The organism is Tenacibaculum sp. (assembly GCF_050290165.1).
GTDB lineage: Bacteria > Bacteroidota > Bacteroidia > Flavobacteriales > Flavobacteriaceae > Polaribacter.
Genome location: NZ_JBNKHD010000014.1, coordinates 13,186 through 30,235 on the forward strand (window position 1 = coordinate 13,186; position 17,050 = coordinate 30,235).

21 protein-coding genes and 1 tRNA gene are annotated in these 17,050 nt (G+C 32.1%); 14 read left to right on the forward strand and 8 right to left on the reverse strand.

The features are described from left to right. Positions 1 to 12 precede the first annotated feature (12 nt). Genes ACQY6M_RS10575 through ACQY6M_RS10590 form a run of 4 tightly spaced genes read left to right on the forward strand, consistent with a single transcriptional unit; the run spans position 13 to position 2,869 of the window. Complete coding sequence (locus ACQY6M_RS10575) at positions 13 to 369, forward strand: four helix bundle protein (RefSeq protein WP_428743552.1); 357 nt, start codon at positions 13 to 15, stop codon at positions 367 to 369. 27 nt (positions 370 to 396) lie between these two features. After that, positions 397 to 873: a cyclic pyranopterin monophosphate synthase MoaC gene (gene moaC, locus ACQY6M_RS10580; protein WP_428743551.1), complete on the forward strand. Its 477-nt coding sequence runs from the start codon at positions 397 to 399 to the stop codon at positions 871 to 873. After that, positions 866 to 1,984 carry an NTP transferase domain-containing protein gene (locus ACQY6M_RS10585; RefSeq protein WP_428743550.1) on the forward strand — a complete coding sequence of 373 codons (1,119 nt, stop codon included), beginning with the start codon at positions 866 to 868 and terminating at the stop codon, positions 1,982 to 1,984. Before moaC ends, ACQY6M_RS10585 begins: the two co-directional genes overlap by 8 nt. 45 nt (positions 1,985 to 2,029) lie before the next feature. After that, on the forward strand, positions 2,030 to 2,869 hold the full coding sequence (locus tag ACQY6M_RS10590; protein ID WP_428743549.1) for an alpha/beta hydrolase: 840 nt from the start codon (positions 2,030 to 2,032) through the stop codon (positions 2,867 to 2,869). Here ACQY6M_RS10590 and ACQY6M_RS10595 read toward each other — a convergent pair. Next, the gene (locus tag ACQY6M_RS10595; protein WP_428743548.1) at positions 2,866 to 3,852 is read right to left on the reverse strand and encodes a GlxA family transcriptional regulator; all 987 of its coding nucleotides are present in this window, start codon (positions 3,850 to 3,852) and stop codon (positions 2,866 to 2,868) included. The genes ACQY6M_RS10590 and ACQY6M_RS10595 overlap by 4 nt on opposite strands. 139 nt (positions 3,853 to 3,991) lie before the next feature. Between ACQY6M_RS10595 and ACQY6M_RS10600 the strand changes: the two genes are divergently transcribed. Together ACQY6M_RS10600 and ACQY6M_RS10605 are read left to right on the forward strand one after the other, a co-directional pair. Further along, entirely contained in the window at positions 3,992 to 4,417 is a 426-nt protein-coding gene (locus ACQY6M_RS10600) for an SRPBCC family protein (RefSeq protein WP_428743547.1), read from the forward strand. Next, the gene (locus tag ACQY6M_RS10605) at positions 4,410 to 4,838 is read left to right on the forward strand and encodes a VOC family protein (RefSeq protein ID WP_428743546.1); all 429 of its coding nucleotides are present in this window, start codon (positions 4,410 to 4,412) and stop codon (positions 4,836 to 4,838) included. Before ACQY6M_RS10600 ends, ACQY6M_RS10605 begins: the two co-directional genes overlap by 8 nt. Positions 4,839 to 4,862: 24 nt before the next feature. On the opposite strand, the gene ACQY6M_RS10610 is transcribed toward ACQY6M_RS10605, so the two are convergent. Then, positions 4,863 to 4,946 (reverse strand) — tRNA-Leu (locus tag ACQY6M_RS10610). 111 nt (positions 4,947 to 5,057) lie between these two features. Here ACQY6M_RS10610 and ACQY6M_RS10615 point away from each other — a divergent pair. From ACQY6M_RS10615 to pth, 3 genes are all read left to right on the forward strand, one after another. After that, positions 5,058 to 5,999 carry a ribose-phosphate pyrophosphokinase gene (locus ACQY6M_RS10615; RefSeq protein ID WP_428743545.1) on the forward strand — a complete coding sequence of 314 codons (942 nt, stop codon included), beginning with the start codon at positions 5,058 to 5,060 and terminating at the stop codon, positions 5,997 to 5,999. A 21-nt stretch (positions 6,000 to 6,020) separates the two neighbouring features. Next, positions 6,021 to 6,599 carry a 50S ribosomal protein L25/general stress protein Ctc gene (locus ACQY6M_RS10620; protein ID WP_428743544.1) on the forward strand — a complete coding sequence of 193 codons (579 nt, stop codon included), beginning with the start codon at positions 6,021 to 6,023 and terminating at the stop codon, positions 6,597 to 6,599. A 140-nt stretch (positions 6,600 to 6,739) separates the two neighbouring features. Next, entirely contained in the window at positions 6,740 to 7,306 is a 567-nt protein-coding gene (gene pth / locus ACQY6M_RS10625; protein WP_428743543.1) for an aminoacyl-tRNA hydrolase, read from the forward strand. Positions 7,307 to 7,339: 33 nt separating this feature from the next. Here pth and ACQY6M_RS10630 read toward each other — a convergent pair whose 3' ends face one another. From ACQY6M_RS10630 to ACQY6M_RS10640, 3 genes are all read right to left on the reverse strand, one after another. Further along, complete coding sequence (locus ACQY6M_RS10630) at positions 7,340 to 7,792, reverse strand: 6-pyruvoyl trahydropterin synthase family protein (protein WP_428743542.1); 453 nt, start codon at positions 7,790 to 7,792, stop codon at positions 7,340 to 7,342. Between the two features lie 259 nt (positions 7,793 to 8,051). Continuing rightward, complete coding sequence (locus ACQY6M_RS10635) at positions 8,052 to 8,600, reverse strand: hypothetical protein (RefSeq protein ID WP_428743541.1); 549 nt, start codon at positions 8,598 to 8,600, stop codon at positions 8,052 to 8,054. Between the two features lie 3 nt (positions 8,601 to 8,603). Next, positions 8,604 to 8,978, reverse strand: coding sequence for a lipocalin family protein (locus tag ACQY6M_RS10640; protein WP_428743540.1), 375 nt, complete (start codon positions 8,976 to 8,978; stop codon positions 8,604 to 8,606). A 154-nt stretch (positions 8,979 to 9,132) separates the two neighbouring features. Between ACQY6M_RS10640 and ACQY6M_RS10645 the strand changes: the two genes are divergently transcribed. From ACQY6M_RS10645 to ACQY6M_RS10655, 3 genes are all read left to right on the forward strand, one after another. Further along, on the forward strand, positions 9,133 to 10,002 hold the full coding sequence (locus ACQY6M_RS10645; RefSeq protein ID WP_428743539.1) for an AraC family transcriptional regulator: 870 nt from the start codon (positions 9,133 to 9,135) through the stop codon (positions 10,000 to 10,002). 132 nt (positions 10,003 to 10,134) lie between these two features. Beyond that, positions 10,135 to 10,320: a hypothetical protein gene (locus ACQY6M_RS10650; protein ID WP_428743538.1), complete on the forward strand. Its 186-nt coding sequence runs from the start codon at positions 10,135 to 10,137 to the stop codon at positions 10,318 to 10,320. 3 nt (positions 10,321 to 10,323) lie between these two features. Further along, positions 10,324 to 11,199 (forward strand): sterol desaturase family protein, encoded by an 876-nt coding sequence (locus tag ACQY6M_RS10655; RefSeq protein ID WP_428743537.1) that lies wholly within the window; start codon positions 10,324 to 10,326, stop codon positions 11,197 to 11,199. Between the two features lie 4 nt (positions 11,200 to 11,203). On the opposite strand, the gene ACQY6M_RS10660 is transcribed toward ACQY6M_RS10655, so the two are convergent. The 3 genes from ACQY6M_RS10660 to mutS are packed head-to-tail and all read right to left on the reverse strand — an operon-like array spanning position 11,204 to position 15,943. Beyond that, complete coding sequence (locus ACQY6M_RS10660) at positions 11,204 to 11,971, reverse strand: enoyl-CoA hydratase/isomerase family protein (RefSeq protein WP_428743536.1); 768 nt, start codon at positions 11,969 to 11,971, stop codon at positions 11,204 to 11,206. Positions 11,972 to 11,993: 22 nt separating this feature from the next. Next, the gene (locus ACQY6M_RS10665) at positions 11,994 to 13,328 is read right to left on the reverse strand and encodes an MATE family efflux transporter (RefSeq protein ID WP_428743535.1); all 1,335 of its coding nucleotides are present in this window, start codon (positions 13,326 to 13,328) and stop codon (positions 11,994 to 11,996) included. Between the two features lie 5 nt (positions 13,329 to 13,333). Continuing rightward, a complete protein-coding gene (gene mutS / locus ACQY6M_RS10670; RefSeq protein WP_428743534.1) occupies positions 13,334 to 15,943 on the reverse strand; it encodes a DNA mismatch repair protein MutS in 2,610 nt (869 codons plus the stop codon). A gap of 104 nt (positions 15,944 to 16,047) precedes the next feature. Between mutS and ACQY6M_RS10675 the strand changes: the two genes are divergently transcribed. Together ACQY6M_RS10675 and ACQY6M_RS10680 are read left to right on the forward strand one after the other, a co-directional pair. Next, positions 16,048 to 16,578 (forward strand): RNA methyltransferase, encoded by a 531-nt coding sequence (locus ACQY6M_RS10675; RefSeq protein ID WP_428743533.1) that lies wholly within the window; start codon positions 16,048 to 16,050, stop codon positions 16,576 to 16,578. A gap of 319 nt (positions 16,579 to 16,897) precedes the next feature. Further along, a complete protein-coding gene (locus ACQY6M_RS10680) occupies positions 16,898 to 17,026 on the forward strand; it encodes a hypothetical protein (protein WP_428743532.1) in 129 nt (42 codons plus the stop codon). Positions 17,027 to 17,050: the final 24 nt, after the last annotated feature.

Sequence of the window (17,050 nt, forward strand, 5' to 3'; positions counted from 1 at the left end):
TAATTTTAAGTTATGAAAAAGAGCCTTGTACAAGAAAAAAGTTTTCAGTTTTCACTTAAAATAATTACACTTTATAAAAAATTGTCTTCTGAAAACGAATATATAATCTCTAAGCAACTTTTAAGAAGTGGCACTTCAATAGGAGCTAATATAGAAGAGGCTTTAGCAGGACAAAGTAAAAGAGACTTTATAGCTAAAATGTCTATTTCTTCAAAAGAGGCTAGAGAAACTAAATATTGGTTACGCCTATTAAAAGAAAGTGATTTAACAAATATTGATGTTACAGATATACTTTCAGATATTCACGAACTAATTAGGCTATTAACAGCAATTGTAAAAACATCACAACAAAGTTTGACTAAAAATTAAAAACTCAACATTTAAAATTTATACAAAGTGAGCAACTTTTCCCATATAAACGAACAAAATCAACCTAAAATGGTAAATGTTTCTGATAAAAAAATCACGAAACGTACTGCTATTGCCAAAGCTACTATGTTTTTAGGTTCAGAAATTGTGAGTCATTTTACCAATGATGAACTCATCACTAAAAAAGGGCCTGTTTTTCAAACCGCTATCATTGCTGGAATTCAAGCAGTGAAAAAAACTTCAGATATCATCCCAATGTGTCACCCTTTGTTAATCAATGGAGTGGATATTGATATCAATATTATAGACGTTGAACACGTGGAGGTTTTTTGTAAAGTGACTATTGAAGGAAAAACGGGAGTAGAAATGGAGGCGCTTACAGGTGCTTCTGCAACTTGTTTAACCATTTACGATATGTGTAAAGCTATCAGTCAAAAAATGGTGATTCAAGAAGTTAAGTTAGTAGAAAAGACAGGTGGAAAATCAGATATTAAAAATGGGTAAAAAACACACTAAACATACTAGTCTAGAAAAAAAGCACAACGATAATTTTGCCCCTAATGAAGTTGCTATCTTAGGAACCCAATGTGGTACTATAGCAAACCTTGTTCATCAAGTTTCTAAAAAATTATCACAATATAACTTAGGATATTTTGATGCTTCTCATGCTAAAAATATTGAGCAAAACATCATATCAGAATACACTTTTCACCATGAAGGAAATCTACAAATAAAGACTACTTCTTCTGTAAACAAATACGAACAACGTTTGCAGTTTTACAATCACGATTTAGTGTTCATTAATGGAAATCATTACCAAGGAGCAAAGCAAATTTTAATTTTAGATGACGAAAAGGAAGCTTCTGTAAAAAAGAGATTAGACCAACTAACCAGTGTTCAATTTGTAATTAAGTTGAATGAAAACTCAAAATATTTTGATTGTTTACTAGAACGTTTTCCAAACATCAAAAACATCACTTCTTATACAATTAATGAGATTGATAAAATCTCTAATCATATTCATAATCTCATTAAACAAAACATAGCTCCCATAAAAGGACTGGTATTAACCGGTGGAAAAAGTACTCGAATGGGACGTGATAAATCGGAGTTAGTGTATTATAAAAAGCCTCAAAAAGAACATGTAAAAGAGTTGCTAGAAAATAACAATCTAGAAACTTTTTATTCTGTAAGAGATGTATCTACTTCTTCAGAAATGACAAATGAAATTCCCGATGCTTTTTTAAACTTAGGGCCGTTTGGAGGTATTTGTTCTGCTTTTCAAAAAGATCCAAACTCAGCATGGTTAGTTATGGCTACTGATGTTCCGTTTGTAAATAACGAGCTCATTCAACTCTTATTACAAAAGAGAAACCCTTCTAAGGTAGCTACGGCTGTTAAAGGAAAAAACAAAGAGTTTCCAGAACCTCTAATCACTATTTACGAACCAAGAGCTTACGGAAAATTGTTAGCCTATTTAGCACAGGGATATTCTTGTCCACGCAAAATGTTAATCAATTCTGAGGTTGAAATTATTGAGGTTGACGACAACTTAATAAGAAATATTAACACTCCTGAGGAATATGAAGCAGGAAAAGCAGATATATCACTTTAATTGAAAGTTCATTGAATTAAATCTCTACAACCTTATAAAATGCAAATGAAAATTAGAAAACCATTTTTGACATTAATCTGTCTAACCTTATTTAGTCAGGTTTTTGCTCAAAATAAAATTCAACCAACTAATATCACTCCTATTTCTATAGGTGAAAAAATAGAGTTTCAATCAAACACCCTCAATGAAAATAGAGCTTTAAATATTTATTTACCTAATGGGTATTCAAAAGATTCATTAAAAACATATCCTGTAATTTACTTATTAGATGGTTCTATTGATGAAGATTTTATTCATATTTCTGGACTTGTACAATTTGGTTCTTTTTCTTGGATTAACATGCTTCCTGAATCTATTGTTGTTGGTATTTCTAATGTTGATAGAAAAAGAGATTTTACTTATCCTACCAATAACAAAAAAGACAAAAAGGACTTTCCTACAACAGGAAAATCTGAAAATTTCATCAGTTTTATCAAAAAAGAACTACAACCATTTATTGATAAAAAATATAAAACCAATTCAACAAAAACTTTAATTGGGCAATCTCTTGGAGGGCTCTTAGCAACTGAAATTTTATTTAAAAATCCAGACCTTTTTGATAATTATATTATCGTAAGCCCTAGTTTGTGGTGGGATGATGAATCTTTACTTACCTATCAACCTACTTCATATACATCAAAAAAATCAATTTTTATCTCGGTTGGAAAAGAAGGACCAATTATGGAACGAGTAGCAAACGAATTATATAACAAGTTAAAGCTACACAAGAAAGAAAACACCAACCTGTTTTTTGAATTTTTTGAACAGCAAAACCACGGAGATGCTTTACATTTATCTGTATACAAGGCTTTTGAAAAAATTTTCAAAAAAGAAGAAAGTAATTAGTCTTGATATACAGAAGACATCTTATTATACTTATTTCTATACTCTATAGGAGTTAACCCTGTTATTTTCTTAAAAGTAGTGCGAAATGCCTTGGTATCTGTATACCCTACATCATACATCACTTCGTTAATGTTTTTGCGACTTGATTCAAAGCTTCGTTTAGCAGACTCTACTTTTACTCTATTAATATATTCTAAAACAGAATTGTTTGTTGCTGCTTTAAATCGTCTCTCAAAGCTCCGTCTTCCAACAGAAACCAAATCTGCCAATTCATCAATTGTAATTCTCTCATGAATGTTCTTATCAATAAATTCTTGAGCCTGCTTAACAGCTTCATCCGTATGATTTTTCTGCCCTTGAAACATGGCAAAAGCTGCCTGACTTTCTCTATCAATATCAATAGCAAAATACTTAGAGGCTAATATGGCTGTCTCTCTATCAGTGTATTTTTCTAACAAATAAAGTAATAAATTCCAGTAAGACATTGCTCCCCCACTAGAATAAAGGCGGTCTTCTTCTGTTACAATACTACCATCTACAACTTCTACATCAGGAAACATTTCTCGAAATTCATTTTGAAAGCCCCAATGTGTAGAACATTTTTTCCCATCAAGCAATCCTGTTGAAGCTAATAAAAAAGCTCCTACACATAACGAAGCTATTTCCGCTCCTTTTTGGTATTGATCATTTATCCAAGGTAATAATTGTTTATTTGATTCAATCGCTTTTTTCATATCGCCAAACAACGCTGGAATAATTACCAAATCGGTTTGCTCAACTTCATTTAAGCGTTGTGAAGTATTGATAGAGAATAGTCCTTCATTGATTTTAACTTCCTTTTTTAAACCAACTAACTGAATATTAAATAACGGATTTTTACCATTAGCAACCATAAACTGGTTGGCAGCAGAAAATAAATACTGAGGATCTGCTATGGCTTGCATTACCGAATTTTCAGGAACAAGAATACTTACATTTTTCATTTTCTATTAGCGTATAATCTCTTTATAAAGATAAATTATTTTGTCATAAATCACCCTTTTCTTGTCATTTTCATATATCGTAACTATTAAAAACTCGTTGCATCTTTGTATAAGTAATTAATCTTAAAAAATAAAAATAATGATCACAGAAAAAACAATCATCACAGTTAAAGCAACAGTAAATGTTCCAGTAGCAAAGGTTTGGGAACTTTACACGGATTCGAAGCATATTGTTAAATGGAATACTCCATCTGAAGATTGGCATACCACAAAAGCAGAAAATGATTTAAAAATAGGTGGAAAATTTCTTTCCAGAATGGAAGCCAAAGATGGTAGTTTTGGTTTTGATTTTAGCGGAATTTATAATGATGTGAAACTTAATGAAACAATTGTGTATACTATTGATGATGGAAGAAATGTTTCAGTAAACTTTACAGAGGATAAAAACACTACAACAATTGTTATAAAATTTGATGCTGAAACCCAAAATTCAATTGAAATGCAAAAAGGAGGTTGGCAATCTATTTTAAATTGCTTTAAAAGCTACGCAGAGACTAATGGTTAAGCTACAAGTAAATCCATACCTTACTTTCAATGGTAATTGTAGGGAAGCTATGAAATTTTATCAGCAATGTTTAGGGGGGAAGCTTATTTTTCAAACCATAGGTGAATCCCCTCTATCCAAAAAATTGCCAAAAAAAATGAAAAATTACATTTTACACGCTACTCTCGAGAAAGAGAACTTTGTATTAATGGGGTCTGATATGGTAAGTGATGAAGGTTTGGCTAAAGGAAATAATATATCCTTACTACTAAATTGCTATAGCGAAGTAGATATTAAATCTTGTTACACAAAGCTCTCTAAAAATGGCAAGCAAAATCATCCTCTAGAAAATAGTTTTTGGGGTGCTTTATTTGGTGAGCTTACTGATAAATTTGGGTATCGTTGGATTCTTAACTTTACTAAAAAAGACGATTCAAAATAAAACTTTTGAATCGTCTTTTTTTAGTACCAAAGGTGGGACTCGAACCCACACGCCCTTGCGAGCATCGGATTTTGAATCCGACGTGTCTACCAATTCCACCACTTTGGCTTTTGGAGATTGCAAATCTATAAAATATTTCATTTAAAATATCTTTTAAACTCTTAAAATAGTTTTATTTTTGCCACAACAACAACACTAACTATAAATATCTTTTTGTAAATGGCTACAAATCAATTAGGCCCAAAAATTTTTGCCTGTTCACAAAGTATCGAATTAGCAGAAGAAATTGCTAGAGAATATGGGATTGAACTAGGAAATGTTATTACTACACACTTTAGCGATGGTGAATTTCAACCTGCTTTTGAAGAATCTGTAAGAGGTCGTAGAGTATTTCTTGTAGGATCTACTTTCCCTTCAACAGATAATTTAATGGAAATGCTATTGATGTGTGATGCTGCTAAACGTGCATCAGCAAGACACATTACAGCAGTAATGCCTTATTTTGGATGGGCACGTCAAGACAGAAAAGATAAACCTCGTGTAGCTATTGGTGCTAAATTGGTGGCAAAACTATTAGAAACTGCTGGAGCTACTAGAATTATGACCATGGATTTGCATGCTGATCAAATTCAAGGTTTCTTTGAAAAACCAGTAGATCACTTATTTGCTTCTACTATATTTTTACCTTATGTAAAAAGCTTAGGGTTGGACAATTTAACTATTGCTTCACCTGATATGGGAGGTTCAAAAAGAGCCTATGCATATTCTAAATATTTAGAAAGTGATGTGGTTATCTGCTACAAGCAACGTCAAAAAGCCAATGTAATAGCACATATGGAGTTAATTGGTGAGGTAAAAGGTAAAAATGTGATTCTTGTTGATGATATGATTGACACAGGAGGAACATTAACCAAAGCCGCTGACTTGATGATAGAAAGAGGCGCAAAAAGTGTACGTGCTATATGTACGCACCCTATTCTTTCTGGAAATGCTTATGATAGAATTCAAAATTCACAATTAACTGAGTTAATTGTTTCAGATACAATACCTTTAAAAAAGAACATATCTAAAATAAAAGTTGTATCTTGCGCCGCTTTATTCGCTGATGTGATGCATAAAGTTCAAGACAATACATCTATCAGTGATCAATTTTTAATGTAAATAAATTTAATAAACAAAGTAATGAAATCAATTACAATCAAAGGATCTCAAAGAGAAAGCGTAGGTAAAAGAGCTACAAAAGACTTACGTAATGCTGGAAAGGTTCCTTGCGTATTATACGGAGGAGACAAACCTGTTCACTTTTCAGCAGATGAAAAAGCGTTCAAACCATTAGTATATACTCCAGACGTATTTACTGCTACGATTGAATTAGATGGTGTAACTTACAATGCGGTATTACAAGATATCCAATTTCACCCAGTAAGCGATAATATCTTACACATCGATTTCTATCAGTTATTCGAAGATAAAGCTGTAACTATGGAAATTCCTGTACACTTAGTAGGAAGTTCTAAAGGGGTTATGATTGGTGGAGCTTTACGTCACAACTTACGTAAATTAAAAGTAAAAGCATTACCAGCTAACTTACCAGATTTTATCGAAGCTGATATCACTGAGTTAGAAATTGGTAATAAGTTATATGTTACTACGTTAAAGAACGATAACTATACTATTTTACACCCAGATAACACAGTAGTTGCTCAAGTTCGTATGTCTCGTAACGCGGCTAAAGCAGCAGCAGAAGCTGGAAAAAAATAAGACTTATACTTCGTTAAGTTTGCAAAAAGCGTTACCAAGTGTAGCGCTTTTTTTATTTTTGCCCCATGATTTTTAATGCTTTTGTAAAAAGATTATGTGGTTTTTCTAAAACACAAACAACAGCTATAGAAGACAATTCCATGAAGAAATTTTTAATTGTAGGTTTAGGTAATATTGGTGAAAAATATCACAACACACGTCATAATATTGGCTTTAAAATTGTAGATGCTTTTGTAAAAGAGCATGGAGGTTCTTTTGAAACTGAAAAATTAGGTGATGTTGCCAACCTCAAAATTAAAGGCAAAACCGTTATTGTTTTAAAACCTAACACTTATATGAATTTAAGTGGAAAAGCGGTTAAATACTGGATGCAAAAAGAAAATATTCAAGTAGAAAATTTACTGGTTATTACTGATGATTTAAATATCGACTTCGGAAAGCTTCGCATTAAAGGAAAAGGAAGTTCTGGTGGACATAACGGATTGAAAGACATCCAAGATAAATTTAATACAGGTGCGTATCCTCGTTTTCGATTTGGTGTTGGTTCAGAATACTCTAAAGGGCGACAAGTTGATTATGTACTAGGAGAATGGACAGCTGAAGAAGAAAGTGCTATGATTGAACGCATACCAACTTCTGTTAATGCGGTTACTTCATTTATCAATGCTGGTTTGGCAAATACAATGAATGAGTTTAACGGGAAATAACTATAATATTCCTCATTAATTAACTAGATTTAGTTACTCATTATCTGCAGCATACCACTCCGCAAAACTAGTTTCTGTTTCTTGAAGCTTTATCGCGTGTAGTTTAATATTTTCTGGTAAACGACTCTGGATTTTCTTAGCAAAATCAATCACCATCATTTCACTAGTTGGTTGGTAATCTACCAAAATAACGTGGTGTCCTCGATCTTTTAACTCTTTTGCTAACTCTACATGTGGTGTATTCTTATTAAACACGGTAGCATGATCAAAAACATCAACGATTTCTTCTTTTACAATCTTTTTTAGATCTCCAAAATCGATAACCATACCATACTTAACATTCGATGTATCTCTAATCGGTGAACCAATTACTGTTACCGATAATTTATAACTATGTCCGTGAACATTTTTACATTTTCCATCATAACCATATAAAGCATGTCCTGTTTCGAAGTTAAATTGCTTGGTAATTCTAATCTTGCCCATAAGTTCCCTATTTATAAAGAAGAAGAGATGAAATAAACTTTAAAAAACTACTTTTTCCCGAAGTATCAGGATAGTACTATTTTTATTTTCTTCTAAATTTTTTATTACTTCTGTATTTATTAAAGAAATATACAGCAGCTACTGCTAATGCAAGTACTAAAAATAAATGATTTCCTCCCATGATATATATTTTACTCGCCGAAAGTACGAATTTGATTTCAAATGTTATAATTTTCGCTCTCTAGAAAATTAAAAACCTTTAAAAATTAATACCTAACTCCAATTCAAAGTTTAATTCTCTATTTAACACATTAGAATTGATAAAATGTTGTTTGTAATTTACGCCTAAAACTATACCTAAATCTTCCCAAGGAATCAACCTTATTCCTTGTTTAGATTCAACTCCAATTAAGAATTTTGATTTTTTTTCGTTATTAAAATCCTTAGTTGTTTCATACCCAAAAGGAATATTTATACCAACACCTACATAAATACCTTTGTGAAATTTAATAAACCCATCCAAACTAGCTCCTAATAAAAATTGATTAAAATTTTTGTAGCCCTTATTTTTTAAAACATTTGATTTTAGTTGATAGTTATTAAATGAAAATGCAACAGGAATTATAAAGTCCTCCTCAGTATCTATAAACTCAGAGTATTTTATTTTAAACCCTTTGTAATGTTTACTAAAAATAGTATTGTAAGAAAGTATATGAATAGTTCTTGTAGCTTCTTTCTTACTTATATTAGGGTTTTGAGCGTGAACGAAGCTAGCTAAAAAAAGAGTTAGCCAAAATAAACAACGCATATTTTATTGTTTTCTATAGTGAAAAATAATGTAGTCTAATTCTTTAGTGTTATACTTTATAGTTAAAAAACCCGAAGTAATTTTTAATAAAATAACTTCTAAACTTTGATTTTCATCTGTTATCAGTGATATTTTGGTTTCCTTGTTTAATTTCCAAGTTCCTTTGTCTTGTTTTCCTTCAGAGGAAGCTTCAAAAAGCATGTTTGTTTTAAATAAAATATAGTCATTGCTCTCTTTTAAAGAAGGTTGATACACTTCTCCAAGTACTTCATAATTTTGAATATACCATTTTCCAATTAATTTAGATTTTAGACTTTCTTGAGAAAAAAGAGATAGAGATACTAAAAACAAAATGATAAATAAAGTAATTCGATACATATTATAAGTGGTTATTAAATTCTAGGTAAAAGTATAAGGCAGATAAAATGTGTGTTTGTTCATTTAAGACAATGATTATTTTTTACCTTTTGTCCTAGATAAACAAACTATAAAGTAAAAACCTATTGTAATTTTGAGGGGTAAAACATCATATATGAAAAACTCAACACAGGTAAAGCGATTTAATAAGTTGTTAGATTTTTTAGAAGAACGTTTTAAAACATCAATTGATATATATGAAATAGAAGATATTTCTTTTTATTCCTATCGAAATATTAATAGAATATTTTTAGCATTACAGCATGAAACTATTGGTCAGTTTCTTAAAAGAAGAAAATTAGAAAAAGCAGCACAGTATTTAAAGTTTTCAGATCATGAAATTTCAGATATTGCCCTAGAAATTGGATATAGCGATGTAGCAGCTTTTAGTAAAGCTTTTAAAAAATATTTTCGCTGTACACCATCTAGATTTAGAAGCTCTTATACATTGCAACAAAAAATCACAAATCAAATTTTAGAAGAATCTAATGAAAAAAATGATTCTTTATTAAAGTTTGAATTTGAAACTCTACCAACATTTCAAATGCTTTATTTACAATATCAAGGAGCTTACGAAAATGTAAAAGATATTGAGAAAACCTGGAAACAGCTTTTAAAATATGCTCATAAGTGTAAATTATTAACTGATAAAACTATTGTTGTTGGTGAAGTTTTGGATGACGATGAAATAACGGAATCTATTAATTGTAGGTATAATGCAGGAATTATACTTACAGAAGCACAAAAAATTGAAGTTGAAGGAATGTTTAAAGTTAAAGAAGTTCCTTCTCAAAAATATGCAAAATTTGTTCATAAAGGAAGTCATGAAAGCTGTTTTGAAACATACAATACAATTTATGCACATTGGATGTATGAAGTTCAATTAGAGTTTGCTGATGCACCAATCTTAGAATTTTATTTAAACGATGAAGAAGATACTTCTCAAGAAGAATTAATTACAGAAATCTACATTCCTGTAATATAATCGAAGACCAAAAAAAAGAAATTAATGCTCTTTCTTTAATTCTTATACTAAAGTGATTTTTGTCCTAAATAGACAAACACTCCTACATTGCTCAGACTATTTTTGTATTGTGAATTAAATAAATATGAACACATGAAAGATTACAAATTACACAAGTACTGGTATTTAGGCTTTTTAGGTTTTGTGGGTATGTATTACATTCCTTATATAATTGACTTTTTTCAAGGAAACAATTCTCCATGGGTATTAACAAACCTATTGTGGTTTTTATGGTTCTCTTATTTTATTCCTGAATATATAACTAAAAAAGAAAGATAAAAAATGAGTTTTGCCAAATTAATATCATTATTTGAAGAGTCTAATATTATGTTGTATATAGGTTATTTTTTCCTATTTAATACAAGTTTAATTATCATTGAATTGTTAATCGATTTTATTATTAGAAAAAAAAGGTGTTGGAAAGACACATTTGCAAATATTAGTATCTTTTTCTTAAATCAACTTATTGAAAAAACAACTCTAGGATCTATTGGTGTAATCTTTTTAATGCCTTTTCATTGGATAACCCCTTTATCAATACCTATAAATACTTTTACTTGGATATTCGCTTTTTTCGTTGCTGATTTTACCTATTATTGGATGCATCGTTTAGAGCATGAACATCGAATATTATGGGCTAGTCATAGTGTTCATCATTCATCTGAAGATTATAACCTTACCATTTCAATGCGTTTGAGTATTGTAGAGGGTTTATTTGAATGGGCTTTCTTAATTCCAATGGTTTTGGTTGGTTTTTCGCCATTTCAAGCTATTATCGGATTGGTTCTAGTAGCTCAATTTCAAACATGGATTCATACAGAACATATTGGAAAATTAGGTTGGTTAGATGAAGTGTTTAATACTCCTTCAGTACATAGAGTACATCATGGTTCTAATAACAAGTATTTAGATAAAAATTATGGCGGCTTTTTAATTATTTGGGATAAGATCTTCGGTACATTTCAAAGAGAGGAAGAAAAAGTAATTTACGGGCTAACAAAAAACATTAAAACCAACAATCCTATTAAAATAAATTTTATTGAATATGGGAACATATTGAAAGATGTTAAAAAGTGTAAAACCTTAAACCATAAACTGAAAATTATTTTTGGCAATCTAATATGGAAGCCAGATTATTTTTATGAAAAAAAGAGCTAATTTCTTAGCTCTTGAATTTTTCTAATGCCTTTTTGGTAAAGTCTGACAAAACTAATTTTCCAGAAGTTTCAGCTCTTTCAATTAGTAACTCTTCCCAATGCTCTGTTCCTTTCCACAAGGCCTTTTTCATTTCTGCTAACGCTTCAGGATTATAAGAAGCTAATTTTTCTGATAAAATTTCTACTTCTTTATCTAATTCTCCTTGTGTTTCAAAAACACGAGCATATAAGCCTTTTTCTTTAGCCCAATACGCATTTTTCCAACTGGTAGCATCTAAGGTCAATTCCGCCAATCCACTTACGCTTATTTTGCGCTCTACAGCAGGTGCAATTACAAATGGACCAATACCTATTGTAAACTCAGAAAGTTTAATAGCGGCTTGCTCTGTAGCCAACACATAGTCGCAAGCAGCTGCCAATCCAACTCCACCACCTACAGTTTTTCCTTGTACTCTACCTACAATTAGTTTTGAACAACGTCGCATCGCATTGATTACATTTGCAAAACCTGAGAAAAAAGCTTTACCATCTGTTAAATTATCAATTGCTACCAATTCATCAAAAGAAGCACCAGCACAAAAAGCACGATCTCCTTCCGATTTTAATACTATTACTGAAACTTCCTCATTTGTTGAAAGCTTATCAAATTCGTTAGCTAAACGTTCTAACAATACACTTGGAAAAGAATTGCTTGCTGGATGTCCAAATTCAACCTTCGCTATCTTATTTTCAATATGAGTATATAAACTTCCGTTTTCTCTGGTTGTAGTCATTGAGTTATTTGTTTGTTCAAAATTACGTTTTTTGAGCAAGTGGTAAAAATTTACTTCTAAACTTTACAACGAGAGGAACAGCTCTGGCAATCATCCATAGAAAAAAAGCAATCCAAATAGCATAAAGTTTATAGTCTAACGAATCAAAAAACAATAACGTTGGAATAAACACAAGCCCAGTTGCCAGTAACAACACATTTCTCAAATACTTCATCTCTCCCATTCCTTTGAACATTCCATCATAAATAAAAGCGATAGCACATATAGGTTGCATGAGTAAAATAATCCAAAACACATTATAAAATTGCTGTAATACTTCTGGTTCTTTGGTAAATACTCTTCCCATAAATTGATACAATACAAGCCCTACTACAGCTAAAAACAACCCAAAAAGTAGTCCATATGTAATTAGCTGGCCACCTAAGGTGACCAAAGTTTTATATGCTTTTGCTCCCATTAATTTTCCTGACAACATATTTCCTGCGGAAGAATAACCATCAATCATAAAAGCCCCCATGAGCCATAAATTAAATCCGATGGTATACGCTGCAATATAGGCATCACCATAATTGGTTGCATAGGAAGTTCCAAAATACAACGCCACATTCAATGCTATGGTTCTTACAAAAAGATTCAATACCATTAGGATAAACTTGGGTATTTCAGGATGGAATGGCAGCCTAAATTTTAGTGGAATATCTGTTTTCTTCAGCAACAATACTGCCGAAATTGACGCCATAACAATTTGTGCAATTACACTAGCATACGCTGCTCCTTGAATGTACATTGCTGGAATGATTCCTTCTATTCCATACACCAATACAACATCTAACCCAATATTTATTACTGTACCTATTAAGGCAATAAGCATTGGATAATAGGTGTTTTGCAAACCTCTAAATGTGCCAAAGATTGCAATAGTAAAAAGGGTAAACGGAAACCCGAAAACACGAATTTTATAATACTCAACTGAGTAGTCTAAAATGGTTCCAGAAGCATTATACAATTCAAAAATTTCTTTAGCAAACGGATAACTCAGTCCCAAAATAAGAGCACTTACCCCTAATACAATGACAATGGCTTGTGCAGGTAGGTTTTTAATTTCTTCAAGCTTATTAGCCCCTAAATATTGAGAAATAATAGAAGAAATTCCGCTACGTGTTTGTCCAAACACCCAAATTAACATCGAAAGAAAAGCCCCTACAATACCAATCGCAGCAATACTTTCAGTAGCATTGTGTTCTATATTACCCACAATGGCTAAATCGGTTGTAGAGAGTAAGGGTTCTGCAACACCTGCCACCAATGCAGGAAAGGCTAGTTTATTTATGTGTTTAAAGCTAATATCGTGTTGCAAAACGTTTATTTTTTCGTCAACATTCGTTTAATTTCATTCAGTTTCATCAACGCTTCAATCGGTGTTAAAGTATCAATATTAGTTGTTAGAATTTCTTCTCGAATGTCTTCTAGCAAAGGATCGTCTAACTGAAAAAAGCTCATCTGCATATCTTGATGCTGTGCTTCTTTCAAGGTTTCTTTTACCTCTTGATGTTTATGACTTTCTTCTAACTCTTTTAGTATTTTTTGCGCCCTGTGAATTACCATATTTGGCATACCTGCCAACTTCGCTACGTGAATACCAAAACTATGGTCGCTTCCTCCTGTTACCAGTTTACGTAAGAAAATAATACTGTGGTCTAATTCTTTTACCGACACGTTAAAATTCTTGATACGTTCAAAAGTTGTAGTCATTTCATTCAACTCATGATAGTGTGTCGCAAATAAAGTTTTTGCTTTTGATGGATGCTCATGCAAATATTCTGCAATTGCCCAAGCAATAGAAATTCCGTCATAGGTAGAAGTTCCTCGTCCTATTTCATCTAACAATACCAAACTACGATCGGAAATATTATTTAAGATAGATGCCGTTTCATTCATTTCCACCATGAAGGTCGATTCTCCCATCGAAATATTATCACTAGCACCTACTCTGGTAAAAATCTTATCTACAATTCCTATTCGAGCATTTTGTGCGGGTACATAACTTCCCATTTGTGCCAGTAACACAATCAATGCGGTTTGACGTAAAATCGCCGATTTACCCGACATGTTTGGACCCGTAATCATAATAATTTGTTGCTGATTACAGTTTAACACCACATCATTAGCGATATATTCTTCCCCTATTGGCAACTGCTTTTCAATTACAGGATGTCGACCATTTTTGATTTCAATATCGGTGCTTTCATCCAATAGCGGACGCACGTAGTTATTCTCCTTTGCCAAGGTTGCAAACGATAATAATGCATCAATCTTAGCTACATTTTGTGCATTTTGCTGAACAGGTTGTACAAAGCCAAGAATGAATTGTACCAATTTGGCAAAAATCTCAGTTTCCAACTGCTGAATTTTCTCTTCTGCTCCTAAAATTTTTGCTTCGTATTCTTTTAACTCTTCGGTAATATAACGTTCTGCATTTACCAAGGTTTGCTTACGAATCCAATCTTCAGGAACTTTGTCTTTATGTGTGTTTCTAACTTCAATATAGTACCCGAATACATTGTTAAAAGCAATTTTTAAACTCGGAATTCCTGTTCGTTCCGTTTCACGAGCCAGCATACTATCTAAATACTCTTTTCCTGAATTAGAAATATTGCGAAGTTCATCTAATTCTTCTGAAACTCCAATTGCAATTGCATTTCCTTTATTGATATTTACTGGAGCATCTTCAAGTATTGTCTGTGTAATTTTGTCTATTAAGACATCACAATTATTAATTTGCTCTCCCAATAACCTAACGGCAGCGTTTTCACTACTCTCTGCAGAAGTTTTTATTGGAAGAATTGCTTTTAGCGAATTTTTCAACAAGACAACTTCTCTTGGAGACACTTTTCCTGTAGCCACTTTCGATATCAATCGTTCGATATCAGAAATTTGTTTCAGCTGATAACTTACCGTTTCAAAAAAGGTGTCATTATCAATTAGATATTTTACCAATTCATGTCGCTGTTGAATCTGCTCTAAATCTTTTAATGGAAGTGCCAACCAACGTTTTAACAATCGTCCTCCCATTGGAGAAATCGTTTTGTCAATCACATTCAATAATGAGACAGAATTCACCGAGTTACCACCGTATAATTCTAAGTTTTTTACGGTAAAACGATCCATCCACACATAATTATCTTCTGCTATTCTACTAATAGACTGTATGTGTTCTATCTTGTTATGCTGAGTTTCCGACAGGTAATACATTGCAGCACCACCGGCTACAATTCCATATTCCAACTCCTGAACTCCAAACCCTTTTAGGTTTTTTACCTTAAAATGATTTCGGAGTAATTCATCTCCATAATCTTTCTGAAACACCCAATCATCTAGATAAAAGGTATGAAAACGGTTCGTAAAAACTTCTAAAAATCGTTGTTTGTTCTTTTTTTCAACCAATACTTCACTTGGCGTAAAGTTTTGCAAGAGTTTATCAATATACTCTTCGTTCCCTTGAGCTATTAAAAATTCTCCTGTAGAAACATCTAAAAAAGAAACTCCTAATAATTTCTTTCCGAAATGAACAGCTGCTAAAAAGTTGTTCGATTTCGATTGTAATACCTCATCATTCAAAGCAACACCTGGTGTTACCAATTCAGTAACTCCTCTTTTCACAATCGTTTTGGTCATTTTTGGATCTTCCAACTGATCGCAAATTGCCACACGTAACCCTGATTTTACTAGCTTGGGTAAATACGTGTTTAGAGAATGGTGTGGAAAACCTGCCAAGGCAGTTTCACTTTCACTTCCACTTCCTCTTTTGGTTAAAATAATTCCTAAAACTTTGGATGCTTTTATGGCATCTTCTCCAAAGGTTTCATAAAAATCGCCTACTCTAAAGAGCAACATTGCATCAGGATATTTTGCCTTAATTCCGTTATACTGTTGCATTAATGGAGTTACCTTTTTTGCCTTTGTTTTTGCCAAGTTTGTGGATTTTTTGGGTTAGTTTTGCGAAGATATAAAAGTTTAGAGTTTCTTTTGTTTCAAGTTATCCACAACTTTAAACTTTTGAACCTGAAAACCAATTTATGAGGAAACTAAAAAACAGCGAACTAGGTAGAAAAACAGTTGAAGAGTTTAAACAAACTAACAAAACTCCCATTATTGTAGTATTGGATAATATTCGTAGTTTGAATAATGTAGGTTCTGTTTTTAGAACTTCGGATGCTTTTTTAATTGAAAAAATTTATTTGTGTGGTATTACAGCAACCCCTCCTAATAAAGAAATTCACAAAACTGCTTTAGGCGCTACTGAATCGGTAGATTGGGAATATATTGAAAACACTATAGAATTGGTAAAAAAGCTACAAGCGGAAAATGTAAAAGTATTAAGTATAGAACAAGCTGAAAACAGTACAATGTTGGATACTTTTACTCCAGAAACTAACCAAAAATATGCAGTAGTATTTGGTAACGAGGTGAAAGGTGTACAGCAAGAAGTGGTTTCTGCTTCTGATATCTGTATCGAAATACCTCAGTTAGGCACTAAACACTCCTTAAATATATCGGTAAGTTGTGGTGTTGTTTTATGGGATTTGTTTACTAAAATAAAAAAGTAATCTCATTAGAATAATTCAAAGTGCCACAGCGAGAAGTGGTAATGACGTGGCTATCTCTCACTGTTAACTAAAAGATTGCTTCATTATCATTCGCAATGAAGGTAATAGTTATGTCATTACGAGGAGCAATAGCGACGAAGTAATCTGTTTATTTAGAGTTCATAATTTAAAAATTGCCACGCTACGCTCGCAATGACAATATCATTCTTTTAAAAACAGAATGTTAAATTTTTGACTTTCTCCTAAAAACCCATTACATTAGACACTTGATTACCCCCCATCCCCAAGAATTATTTAGTAATTAAAAACCTTAGTTAATATGGAAAACAAATACTTAAAAGAAATGGCAATGAATTTAAACCCAGGGGGAGATACTGGTGGAGAAAATGATTCAACTGAAACTGGTAATGATACTGGTGGTGGCGGTGGTAACACCGGAGGAGATTAAGTATAAAATTACTTAGCGAACATA